The sequence below is a fragment of the Aeromonas sp. S2(2024) genome (assembly GCF_041402505.1).
Lineage (GTDB): Bacteria > Pseudomonadota > Gammaproteobacteria > Enterobacterales > Aeromonadaceae > Aeromonas > Aeromonas media.
Window position 1 is genome coordinate 78,513 of the sequence record NZ_JBGLRL010000001.1, and the last position, 11,224, is coordinate 89,736.

9 protein-coding genes are annotated in these 11,224 nt (G+C 64.4%); 3 read left to right on the forward strand and 6 right to left on the reverse strand.

The genetic code is table 11. The features are described 5' to 3' along the window. Positions 1-106: 106 nt before the first annotated feature. Positions 107-1,444: a tRNA lysidine(34) synthetase TilS gene (tilS, locus tag ACB039_RS00370; protein ID WP_371164901.1), complete on the forward strand. Its 1,338-nt coding sequence runs from the start codon at positions 107-109 to the stop codon at positions 1,442-1,444. Positions 1,445-1,465: 21 nt separating this feature from the next. Here tilS and ACB039_RS00375 read toward each other — a convergent pair whose 3' ends face one another. Next, entirely contained in the window at positions 1,466-2,395 is a 930-nt protein-coding gene (locus ACB039_RS00375; protein WP_041206247.1) for a GGDEF domain-containing protein, read from the reverse strand. Positions 2,396-2,625: 230 nt separating this feature from the next. Here ACB039_RS00375 and ACB039_RS00380 point away from each other — a divergent pair, with 230 nt between their 5' ends. Further along, the gene (locus ACB039_RS00380) at positions 2,626-4,578 is read left to right on the forward strand and encodes a cation:proton antiporter (protein WP_371164902.1); all 1,953 of its coding nucleotides are present in this window, start codon (positions 2,626-2,628) and stop codon (positions 4,576-4,578) included. Between the two features lie 41 nt (positions 4,579-4,619). Here ACB039_RS00380 and ACB039_RS00385 read toward each other — a convergent pair whose 3' ends face one another. The 4 genes from ACB039_RS00385 to ACB039_RS00400 all read right to left on the reverse strand — a co-directional run bounded on the left by ACB039_RS00385 (position 4,620) and on the right by ACB039_RS00400 (position 8,236). Beyond that, on the reverse strand, positions 4,620-5,765 hold the full coding sequence (locus ACB039_RS00385; protein ID WP_371164903.1) for a patatin-like phospholipase family protein: 1,146 nt from the start codon (positions 5,763-5,765) through the stop codon (positions 4,620-4,622). A gap of 122 nt (positions 5,766-5,887) precedes the next feature. After that, the gene (locus tag ACB039_RS00390) at positions 5,888-6,745 is read right to left on the reverse strand and encodes an alpha/beta hydrolase (RefSeq protein WP_371164904.1); all 858 of its coding nucleotides are present in this window, start codon (positions 6,743-6,745) and stop codon (positions 5,888-5,890) included. 71 nt (positions 6,746-6,816) lie between these two features. Then, positions 6,817-7,398, reverse strand: coding sequence for a TetR/AcrR family transcriptional regulator (locus tag ACB039_RS00395; protein ID WP_171276649.1), 582 nt, complete (start codon positions 7,396-7,398; stop codon positions 6,817-6,819). 193 nt (positions 7,399-7,591) lie between these two features. Further along, the gene (locus ACB039_RS00400) at positions 7,592-8,236 is read right to left on the reverse strand and encodes a response regulator transcription factor (RefSeq protein ID WP_005324525.1); all 645 of its coding nucleotides are present in this window, start codon (positions 8,234-8,236) and stop codon (positions 7,592-7,594) included. Positions 8,237-8,396: 160 nt separating this feature from the next. Here ACB039_RS00400 and ACB039_RS00405 point away from each other — a divergent pair, with 160 nt between their 5' ends. Continuing rightward, complete coding sequence (locus tag ACB039_RS00405) at positions 8,397-9,023, forward strand: glutathione S-transferase N-terminal domain-containing protein (RefSeq protein WP_371164905.1); 627 nt, start codon at positions 8,397-8,399, stop codon at positions 9,021-9,023. Between the two features lie 67 nt (positions 9,024-9,090). Here the strand turns inward: ACB039_RS00405 and ACB039_RS00410 are convergent, their stop codons facing one another. After that, complete coding sequence (locus ACB039_RS00410; RefSeq protein WP_371164906.1) at positions 9,091-11,217, reverse strand: alpha-amylase; 2,127 nt, start codon at positions 11,215-11,217, stop codon at positions 9,091-9,093. Positions 11,218-11,224 lie beyond the last annotated feature (7 nt).

The following is an 11,224-nucleotide window of genomic DNA, read 5'->3' on the forward strand; positions in this document are numbered from 1 at the left end:
ACTCAGCGTCCCTGCCCAGGTCGGGAGGAAACTCACTCTAGCAGTCGGGTTAGCGCTTGATAAGCCCGACTCTGCTAAGATCGGCCTGGTCGTATTGGGGAAGCCTATGATTTCTCGTATTTATTCTCGTTTTTGTCAGACTCTGCCCGCACCGGAAGGTTCCCGGGGCCTGTTGGTGGCCTTCAGTGGCGGGCTCGATTCCACCGTGCTGCTGGTGCTGGCGGCCCGTTTTGCTCACGCCCACGGCCTCACCCTGCGCGCCCTGCACGTCCATCACGGCCTGAGCCTTCACGCCGACGACTGGGTGACCCACTGCGAAGCGGTGTGTCAGCAACTGGCGGTGCCGCTCGTGGTGGAGCGGGTGCGGCTCTCCCGAGGCAATGGCGACAGCCTGGAGGCTCAGGCGCGGGAGGCACGGTATCAGGCCCTTGCCGCTCAGCTGGAGGAGGGTGAGTGGCTGCTCACCGCCCACCATCAGGACGATCAGCTGGAGACCCTGCTGCTGGCGCTCAAGCGTGGCGCTGGCCTGCGTGGGCTGGCGGGCATGGTGCCGAGCCAACCCTTTGTGGATGGGCTGCTGCTGCGCCCCTTGCTCGAGGTCAGTCGGGCCGAGCTGGCGGAAGCCGCGCAGTCACTTCCTTATGGCTGGGTGGAGGATGAGAGCAACGAGGATGTGAGCTATGACCGCAACTTCCTGCGCCAGCAGCTCATCCCCCAGCTCAAGGCCCGCTGGCCTGCCATGGCCCAGACGGCGGCGCGCAGCATGGCGCTGTGCGCCGAGCAGGAGGCGCTGATCAGCGAGCTGGCGGAGGCGGACTGGCAGGTGGCAGGTGAGGGCGATACGCTGTGCATCGAGGCGCTGCAGCCGCTCTCCCCGGTGCGGCGCAACAACCTGCTGCGCCACTGGATCCGCCGTCAGGGGGGGGAGATGCCGTCCCGGGAGCTGCTGGGGCTGCTGTGGCAGGAGGTGGCGCTGGCGCGCGAAGACGCGAACCCCAGGCTGAGTCTGCAGGGGCTGGAGTGCCGCCGCTTTCAGGGGCGACTCCATCTGGTGCCGCCCGGCCTTGCCCCCCGTGAGGAGGTGTTGCCCACCCGGGCGGGGGAGACGCTCCGCCTGCCGGACGGACTGGGGACCTTCAGGCTGCTGTCATCGGATGGGGGAGAAGGGCTGCGCCCGCCACGGGAGGACGAGCCCCTGTCGGTACGTTTTCAGGTGGCGCCAGGCGTCATGCTCAAGCCGGTGGGGCGGGTTGGCAGCCGACGCCTGAAGAAGTTGTTGCAAGAATACGGGGTGCCTTCCTGGCAACGGGGACGCATCCCCATCCTCTACTACGGGGAGCAGGTGGCGCTGGTGGCCGGGCTCTTCGTCTGCGACGGATTTCTGGCGCCCGAGGGTGGCATGGTCTGGGAGTGGCGGCGTGCCGTCACCCTGAGCGCTGGCTGACGGCACGGGATAAACGGCACCCTATTCGAGGATGCCCGCTTCGCCGGCCTTCTTGCGGGCGTAGAGGTGGGCATCCGCCGTGGCATAGAGCCGCTCCACGTCCATGCCAGAGTGCCAGCTGGCGGCTCCCAGGCTGCACCCCACCGAGAAGGCGCTGAGCTCCTTGTGGCTGTGCAGTACATGTTGCAGCCGCAGCCAGACCGGGCGCCAGGCCTCGGGGTCCGCGGGTTGCAGCAAGAGGGCAAACTCATCCCCGCCGAGGCGAAACGCCTGATCCGTGCCGCGAATGCAGCCTTGCAGCAGTTGGGCGAAGCGGCTCAGCACCAGATCCCCCACCGGATGACCCCAGGTATCGTTGACCTGTTTGAAACGATCGAGATCCAGCAGCACCAGCACCAGACCGTGGGGTTCCCGGCAGTGTTGCTCCACCGCCCGGCCGATGGCCTCATCGAAATAGGCGCGGTTGCCAAGCCCGGTCAGATGATCGAGCCGCACCTGCTGTTCCAGCCGGCTCAACCGAAGATAGAGCGGCAGAGGCAGGCAGAACAGTTGGTGATATTGCTCCAGCAGCCGTCGCTGGCCGTCGCTCATGGGCTGATCCAGCTCGTACTGCAACTGGCCGAGCAACTGTTCATGCTGGCCGCGCAACTCGAAGCGATAGCCATGCAGCACCTGTCTGGCCTGGGGTGGGTGAGCGATGAGGCTGTGAGGCTGGCCGCAGTCGAGGTGGAGCGTGTGGATCCGGACAATCTTTGCCACCCGCTCGGCAAAGATTGCCAGCAGGGCGTCAAGATCCCGTTGCCTCAGCAGCTCCTGAAGTTGCTGATAAGGATCCTGTCCGGTCAGCGGCGTGAGCCGCTCCATCTGCTGCACCCACTGCTCTATGCCGTGTCCGAAGCCGTTCAATGACGATGTGTTTTCCACGTTGCAGCCTTGCACCTCTCCACTCATTAGGCGGGTTACTGCAATCCTCGTGCCCAAAATATGTTCGATGGAAAACAAAGGTGCTGGCTAGGCTTAACGAGATGAAATGGGAGGGTAAATAACCCCGGTGTGCCGCTTGTCGCGAGCTCCCGGAAGGGGCGGGATCCTGTCCCGTAGCCCCGAAGATGACCGGACGGTGCGAGGAGCCCGATGCACAGTCTCATCATGCCATGGGGACAGATAAAAGAGAGGGATGTGTGTACGCCGATGTGTTGATCCTGCTGCTCTCCGCCGTCCTGCTGGTGGCTATCTTCCGACGCCTCGGTCAGCCGGTGATCCTCGCCTACCTGTTCGTCGGCATGTTGCTCGGCCCCCATGGCGCGGCCATCGTCACCGGGCAGGCCATGATGCAGACCATAGGGGAACTCGGCATCGTCTTCCTGATGTTCTCCCTCGGGCTCGAATTCTCGCTGCCGCGCCTGCTCGCCATGCGCAAGCTGGTGCTGGGGGTCGGCGGCCTGCAGGTGCTGCTCACCTCATTGCTGTTCTTCTGGCTCGGCTGGTGGTGGGGTTTGAGCCTGCCCCAGGCGCTGGTGGTGTCGGGCACCCTGGCCCTCTCCTCCACCGCCGTGGTGATCAAGCAGCTCGGGGAGTTGCAGCAACTCCATACCCGGCGGGCCCAGCTCGGGGTGAGCGTCTTGCTGTTTCAGGATCTGGCGGTGGTGCCGCTGCTGGTGATGATCCCCATCCTGGCCAGGCCCGAGGTGCAGGGCAGCGCCTTGTTGGCGGAAGTCGCCTGGGCCTCGCTCAAGGGGCTGTTTGCTCTGTCAGTCTTGCTCGCGGTGGGAAAATGGCTGCTGCCCATGGTGTTTCACGAGGTGGCGCGGGCGCGATCCGATGAGCTGTTCGTGCTCAGTACCCTGCTGGTGGCCTTGCTGGCGGCCTCTCTGACCCAGTGGATGGGGCTCTCCATGGCGCTCGGGGCCTTCCTGGCTGGCATGATGCTGGGGGAGTCCCACTACCGTCATCAGCTGGAGGTGGACATCAAGCCGTTTCGGGACGTCTTGCTGGGGCTCTTCTTCATCACCATCGGCATGACCATGGAGTGGACGCTGGTGGCGAACGCCTGGTGGCAGGTGCTGCTCTGCGTGCTCGGGCTCATCCTGTGCAAGTCGCTGTTGGTGCTGCTGGCGGGCCGGTTGATGGGGGAGCGCAAACGCGATGCCATGGCGGCCGGCATCATGCTGAGCCAGGTCGGCGAGTTCGGCTTCGTGCTGCTGGCGCTGGCGAGCCACCATGGCCTGCTCGGTCACGAGATGGTCTCCCTGCTCATCGGCGTCGGCGTCATCACCCTTTCTCTCACCCCCTGGTTGGTGCAGCGGGCGCTAGGGCTCGCCCACTCCCTCACCGACGGGGCCCTGCTCTCGCGCGCCGGGGTCGCCCAGTCGGGGCTCAGCAAGCATCAGCATGTCATCATCGCCGGCTTCGGGCGTACCGGGCAGACCTGTGCCCGCTTTCTCAAGCTCGAGGAGATCCCCTTTCTCGCGCTGGATCTCGATCCCGAGCGGGTGAGCGAGGCCAAGCTGGCGGGGGAGCAGGTGGCGTTTGGCGATGCCAGCCGGCGCGACATCCTGCTGGCGGCCGGTCTGATGCGGGCTCGCCTGGTGATCATCACCTTCGACGACCGCAAGCGGGTCGATGCCATGCTGACGCAGATCCGGGCGTTGGCGGGGGATCTCAAGGTGCTGGTGCGAACCCGGGACGACAGCTTCCTCGAGCACTACAAGCAGGCCGGGGCCTTCGAGGTGATCCCGGAGTCCCAGGAGGGGGCCCTGATGCTGGTGTCCCACCTGCTGGTCAACTGCGACATTCCCATCGGCCGGGTGATCCGGCGCATGGAGCATGAGCGCAGCAGCCAGTATCGCTTCCTGCACGGCTTCTACTGGGGGGACCAGAGTGCGGGCAATCTGGAGACGGATCAGTTGCTGGAGCGGCTGCACCCCGTGTTGCTGCACGATCAGGCCTGGGCGGTTGGGCGTCGGGTGCGGGAATTGCCCCTGGGGGAGGTGCGCATCAAGGCGGTCCATCGCGGAGAGCGGAGCCTGGAGCCGAGGGCCGATCTGAGGCTGCTCGCGGGAGATCGGCTGGTGCTGTTTGGTACGGCCGTGGCCATGGAGCAGGCGGAGCAGCGCCTGCTGGAGGGGCATTAGGCCCTTATCCTGGCGACGACTCCCCTGGTGACGCAGCCTGTTCAGGCCTCCTCGCGGATCCGCTCTTCGATGTCCAGGAAAGACTCGATGTGCTGACGTTGCGCCATTGCATCCTGATACCCCAACCTTATCAACTGCTGACAGTAACCCGGGTGAAACATCAGGAAGCTGGCCAGACTGCTGCTCTCCTGGCCGTTCACCCCCAGTACCCGCAGCAGGCGGCGCAACTGGGTCGGCAGCTTGGGCAGATAATCGAGGGCGATGAGGTCGAGATCCTGGCTTGGCCTGATGACACAGGTCTCCACCTGGCGCAGCTTCAGTCGGTTGCGCTCCCGCAGCGGGATGAGCGACAGGGTCTGGTTGATGCGTCCCAGTCGCTCCAGATCCGAATTCAGGGTGTCGGAGAAGACGGTGTTGAGCAGGTGGCTGGCGATGTTGGAGCTTGTCAGGCGGCTCTGGTACGGGGACGCGCCCCCCTGATGGGGTGAATCCAGCGTCACCAGCAGGATCCGCTCTGCGCCCAGGTGAATGGCGGGGCTCAGGGGGCTCAGCTGGTGGATGGAGCCGTCACCGTAGAAACGATCGCCTATGGGGGTGGCGGGAAAGACGAAGGGCAGTGCTGCCGAGGCCAGCAGGTGATCCGAGGTGAGCAGGGTGCGCAGGCCGCGCCGCCTGGCCCGCTCCCAGGGCTGATGCTCGGCCCGCCCCTGGAAGAAGGTGGTGGAGAGGCCGTCGTCATAGTCGGAAGCCGTGATGGCGATGGCCTCCAGGCTGCCGTAGAGGATGTTGTCATCGATACGGTGATAGTCGATGAGCTGATCCAGCAGGCGGCGCAGGGGGGCATTGTCGAACAGGTGGAAGGCGTGGTTGCTCTGGGGGCTGATGAGACCGGCCGAGCCCTGATACAGGGTGCGCCACAGCAGCTGGCAGGGATGAAAGTCGAAGATGTGATGGGTCTCGAAACGGCGCCATACCCACTCCAACTTGCGCACCCCCAGGTGAAAACAGGAGGCGTAGCACGCCAGCGCCGTGATGTTGAGGGCTCCCGCCGAGGTGCCACACAGTATGGGGAAGGGGATGCCGAGGTTGCGGGGATAGAGCTCGGCCACTGCCTTGAGGACGCCGACCTGATAGGCGGCGCGAGCACCACCACCGGTCAACAGGAGAGCTGTATTGGGTCTGGCCATGCTGCTGCGCCTTATTGTGATTGCAAGGGCGGGGTGCCACCGCGCAATTTAACTATAAGACGTTGTATCCCTGATAAAAATGGGCCGCCTCATCATTTTTTGAGGCGACCGGTACGGCGGGATCAGGCCGTGCCTCTGGGCTGGGTCAGCTGATCGAAGGCGGCGAACACGGGGGGGCTTGCCAGGATGCGACCATGGCCGAGTCCACGGGTGCTGACCAGTCGGGTGCGGCCATCCTCTACCGCCCGCAACGAGTCTTTATGGGGGGCGAACCTGTCTTCCTCGTCGTGAACGATGAGGGCCGCCCCCTGGCGGCGGGCGAGACGACCCAGGGGATCGACAGTGCTCAAGGGATGCTGGTATTCGTGCTCGATCTCTTTGACCACCGCATCGAACAGCCGGATGGAGTAGCCGGAGCGGGCCACCATGCCATAGAGCTGGGGCACATAGTCGAGCACGGGTGAGATGAGCAGCAGCGGCAGCGTGTCGAGGGCGGGGTGGCGGCTGCTGAGGGTGACGGCGCCCCCCATGCTGTGGGTGATGACCCCCTGAACTGGGCCGACGCGCGCTAGGATCTCGTCGAAGGCGCGCACGAAGCGGGGCAGGTGCCCCGTGCTGCCCTCGCTCTGACCGTGGGCGGGGTGATCATAGGCCAGCGCGGTGAAGCCCTGGGCGGCGATATGGTTCATCAGCGGGTAGAACTGGCTGGCACTGCCGGACCAGCCGTGCATCAGCAGCCAGACCGGGCCCTGGCCAAGCAGGTAGCTCATCAGGGTGCCCTCACCGGTGTGGATGGCCTGCTGCACCAGCCCGGTGGGGGCGGCGACCTCCCGGGTTGGGCGCTGCGGGGTCAGCAGCAACTTGCTGGCGGTGCGCTTGGCGTGGGCCGGTGCCAGTGCGTGGTGCAACCGGGTGCCAAGCCCCAGCAGCAACTTGCTCGGGCTGACGCGGCGGGTGTTGAAATAGATCTTGCTGCTCATGGTCATCCTGTGGTTTTTATGTGCGAACGGTCGTGCTTTTTTGTCTGTTTTTAAAAAGAATAGCCAGAACCTCAGCGCCAGCTGGTCAGCAGATCTTCCACCTCGGGCCAGAAGTGGCGGGCCGGATCCTGACACAAGTCCAGCGCATTGAACACCTGATCTCCCAGATAGAGGCCATATAGCCGGTAGACGGCGCGCCAAGGATCCAGATCCCTGCGCCACTCTCCCTTCTCCTGGCCCTGCACCACCTGGCGAGCCAGATAGTCGAGCCAGAAACGCACCAGCTGGCGGGCCGCCTGCTGCACCTCCCCCTCCTGGGCCGAAGTCCAGGCATCGAGGAACATGCAGCGTCCGGCAAAGCTCTGGTTCCAGGCCAGCCAGGCCTGCAGCAGGGCCAGCAGTTTCTCCTGCTGGGTGCCGTGCCGTTGCTGGCGCACCGGCTGGATCACCCGCTCCCGGAACACCTCGGCGGAGTAGGAGAGCACGGCGATCTGCAGGTTGTCGCGAGACTGGAAATGGGCAAACAGGCCGCTCTTGGACATCTCGCATGCACTGGCCAGCGAGCCTATGGTCAGGCTCTCCAGTCCTTGCTGGCTCGCCTGCTCGAAGGCGGTCTGCAGAATGTTGTCGCGGGTCAGACGGCCCTTGCTCATCGCACTCTCCTCTCTGGGTTCTGCAGCATAAAGTACGATTGTGCTAATTGTCGAGCCACAAACCGCCATAGTGGTGGAGGCAAGGTGCTGACTCAGCTGTCCTTGATGTCCATCTGCTGGAGAGCGATGCGGTTCTTGACCCCGATCTTTCTGAAGGATGGGCGTGATATGGGTCCTGAGGGTGACAAGGGGCTCAGCTGTCCTTGATGTCCATTTGCTGCAGGGCGATGACCGCCTGGGTGCGGTTCTTGACCCCGAGCTTTCTGAATATGGCGGTGATATGGGCCTTGATGGTGGCCTCGGAGACGTTGAGCTCCCAGGCGATCTGCTTGTTGAGGCTGCCGTCCCGCAGCATGATCAGTACCTTGTACTGCTGGGGGGTGAGGCTGGCCAGCTTGCTGGCAAAGTCGGGGCCATCCTCGGACTCGGGGTGCAGGGAGATCCCTTCCGGCACCCAGTTATCCCCCCCGATCACCGTATTGAGGGCGCTGACCAGCTCCTTCATGGGAACCGACTTGGGAATGAAGCCCAAGGCCCCGAGGCGCAGCACCTGCTGGATGATGGCGGCATCTTCCGAAGCAGAGACCACCACGATGGGGAGATCCGGGTACTGGCCGCGCAAATAGGCCAGCCCCTCGAAGCCATTGGCCCCCGGCATCTTGAGATCGAGCAGCAGCAGATCGACTTCGGGGTGCTCCGCGAGCAGGTGGGTCAGGCTGTCGATGGAGTCGGCCTCCAGCAGCCTGGCCTCGTCGATGGCCATGTGCACCGCTTGATAGAGTGCGCCCCGAAACAGGGGGTGGTCATCTGCGATGACGATGGTAAATTGGCTGTCCATTGCTCACATTTTTGCTAACTGATTGTTTTGAAAAATCAAACTAGCACTGCTCCCCAAGGGGGTCAAACTCGCTGGTGTGCAAATGTGAGGCGACCATGAGATGTCGTGCCCGCGGGGCCGACGGGATGGTCATGAACAACCCCAACGCAGGAGGCAATTGATGGGATCCTTGGTATTGACGGTAGGCACAGGTTCCACCTGGGCAATGCGGGCGTCGCTGGTGCTCGCCATGAGCGGGCTGGAGTGGCAGGAGCAGGTGTTCGATCTGGAGGATGCCAAGGCGTTGCAACGGCTCAAGCGTACGGCACCGGCCGGGCTGGTGCCCTGGCTGGATGACGGCGAGCTGCGCATCCACGACTCCCTCGCCATCGCCGAGTATCTCCACGAGCTGTGCCCGGCGCGCCACCTCTATCCGACGGACCGGGCCGAGCGGGCTAAGGCCCGCAGCCTCTGCGCCGAGCTGCACGCGGGCTTTGGCCAGATCCGCAGTCGTCTGCCCTTCTTTTTGGGAGCGCCGACCCAGAGCGAGCCGCCGGTAGAGACCATCGGCGAGCTGGCTCGCTTGCAGACCATCTGGTCCCAGGCGAGAGGGCACTTCTACTTTGGGGAGGCAGGGATCCTGGATGCCTTCTATGCGGTGATGGCCTATCGGTTGGCGAGCTACGGCATTTCGCTGCCCGGTCAGGCGGGCGCCTATCAGCAAGCCTTGCTGGCCTGGCCCCTGTGGCAGGAGACCCTGGTCAAGGCACGGCTGCAGTGGCCGGCCATCGCCCGGCAGTCGGCATGAAGTGTGCCTGTGCAATGAGAGAGGGGAGCCACTGGCTCCCCTCTTCGTTTGTCCGATTCGTGCCCGGTTATGGCTGTCGGCCGGCGAACACCACCACCACCTTGTCCTCCCCCTTCTCCCGCACGAAGGCGTAGGGCGCATCGGACAGCTTCTTGTGGCTGCCTGCTGCCACCGCCGGGTGGGCTGCACGGAACTGGCCGAGTTGCTGCCAGTGCTTGACCAGATCGGCCTTATCGCCGCTCCCGATCTCCTGCCAGTTCATGTCGGATCGCACGCTCTGATCGAACACGCCGCCATCCTTGGCGAGCCCCCGGCCGGACTCATCGCCGTAGTAGAGCTGGATGCCCCCCGGCAGCAGCATAAAGCTGTTGGCGACTCTGCGCTGCAACGGCACGTCCTGGTAGTCGCCGAAGAACAGCTTGGTGTCGTGGGAGCTGATGTAGCTCAGCACGTTGAACTCGGGATCCTGGTTGATGCGGCTGGCGTAGCTGGCATAGGTGGGCTCGGCGCCTGCCATGCACTGGGCCTGTGGCAGGGCGAACTCCCGCTGATAGTCGAAGTTGATCAGGGAATCGAAGCCGTTCTGATACCAGAAATCCTTGGCGACTCCGTGATCCCACACCTCACCCACCATGTAGAAGGGCAGATCGTCGAGCGCCTTGTCCGGGTTGGCGGCCTTCCACTCCTTGAGCGCGGTGGTGCCCGCCTGCTTGAGCTTGGCCCAGACCGCGGGCTCCAGATGCTTGACGGTGTCGGCCCGGAAGCCGTCGATGCCAAAACGGCGCACCCAATCGGTGTGCCAGGCGATGAGGTAGTCGCTCACGGTGGCGTTGGGCAGGGCCCTGGCTTTGGTGTCTTTTTTCGCCGCCAGCAGCGGCGGCAGCCCCACCGGCTTGGTTGACTCGGTCAGGAAGTCCGGCAGCCCCGCCACCGAGCCGGTGACATCGTCGGTGCCGGGCTGCGGGTAGCCGGGCAGACCGGCGCGCACCCAGTCAGGGCCCCACCATTTGCTGCTCCAATCGCTTGATTGATAGTCGATAAACTGGTTGTAGCCATGCCAGTTGAGGCCACCGTTCGGGCGCCACTCGTTCCAGCGGGTCGGCAATTTGCCGGTGTTCTGGGTGAGATCGGTGAGCCCCAGATCCTGCAGATCCGCCAGGGTGGCGTAGCCGGCGTGGTTCATCACCACGTCCAGGATGATCCGCATGCCGCGTTTGTGGGCCTCGTCCACCAGGGTCTTCAGGCTCTCCTCGTCGCCGTAGTTGGGGTCAATCTTGGTGAAGTCCAGCGCCCAGTAGCCGTGGTAGGCGTAGAAGGGGAAGTTGCCCTGTTCGCCACCGCCGATGAAGCCGTGCACCTGCTCCACCATGGGGGTGATCCAGATGGCGTTCATGCCGAGGGACTTGATGTAGTCGAGCTTCTCGGTCAACCCCTTGAAGTCGCCGCCATGCCAGGTGGCGACCTCGTCCTGACCATCTTTCTGGCGGCCGAAGCTGTGGTCATTGGCGGGATCGCCGTTGTGGAAGCGGTCGGTCAGCAGGAAATAGACGCTCGCCTGCTCCCAGCTGAAGGGCGCGGGTTTGGCCGTCTTGACCGGCTCGAGCAGCAGCAGGCCGCCGCTCTCCTTGCTCGGTGTCAGGGTCAGCTTGCCGCCCTTGACCACGGCTTCCTGTCCCGAGTAGGCATCCCGCAGCCGGGTACCATTGGGCCAGACCCCTTGCAGCGATACGGTGACAGGGCCGCCATCCCACTGGATGCAGGGCTCTTCGGGGGGTTGGCGCTTGAACTCGCTCTTCTTGGTCGCCCGCAGCACCTTGAGGCTGGGGGTATCGGGGTTGAAGGTGAACTCGTAGTCCCCGGCCAGCATCACCCTCAGGGTGAAGCTCGCCCCCTTGCTGCACTTGTCCATGGGTTGGGCTGTGCCGAAGGGGAGCGGCCTGGCCTCGGTCGGCCCGAAGCTGGTGCCGCAGCTGTTGCCCGCATCGGCGATGCGGATCTGGTGGCTCCCCTTGTCCAGCCTGTGGGTCAGGGTGACGGTGCCCTTGTCCAGCGTCAGCGCCTCGGCCACCGGTTTGCCATCCACGTGGAGATGCACCTCGGGGGCTGCCTGCGCCTGACCGACGAACAGCGGTGTGGCCAGCAGGGCGAGCCACAGGGAGGATGGGCGGAGATCGAAACGAGGCGAGGGACGCATAGGCCAT

Coding starts and splice junctions, on each gene's coding strand:
- ACB039_RS00390 (WP_371164904.1), bottom strand. CDS start 6,745: ATGAGCAGCAAGATCTATTTCAACACCCGCCGCGTCAGCCCGAGCAAG.
- ACB039_RS00375 (WP_041206247.1), bottom strand. CDS start 2,395: ATGAGTGGAGAGGTGCAAGGCTGCAACGTGGAAAACACATCGTCATTG.
- ACB039_RS00405 (WP_371164905.1), top strand. CDS start 8,397: ATGGGATCCTTGGTATTGACGGTAGGCACAGGTTCCACCTGGGCAATG.
- ACB039_RS00385 (WP_371164903.1), bottom strand. CDS start 5,765: ATGGCCAGACCCAATACAGCTCTCCTGTTGACCGGTGGTGGTGCTCGC.
- ACB039_RS00400 (WP_005324525.1), bottom strand. CDS start 8,236: ATGGACAGCCAATTTACCATCGTCATCGCAGATGACCACCCCCTGTTT.
- tilS (WP_371164901.1), top strand. CDS start 107: ATGATTTCTCGTATTTATTCTCGTTTTTGTCAGACTCTGCCCGCACCG.
- ACB039_RS00410 (WP_371164906.1), bottom strand. CDS start 11,217: ATGCGTCCCTCGCCTCGTTTCGATCTCCGCCCATCCTCCCTGTGGCTC.
- ACB039_RS00395 (WP_171276649.1), bottom strand. CDS start 7,398: ATGAGCAAGGGCCGTCTGACCCGCGACAACATTCTGCAGACCGCCTTC.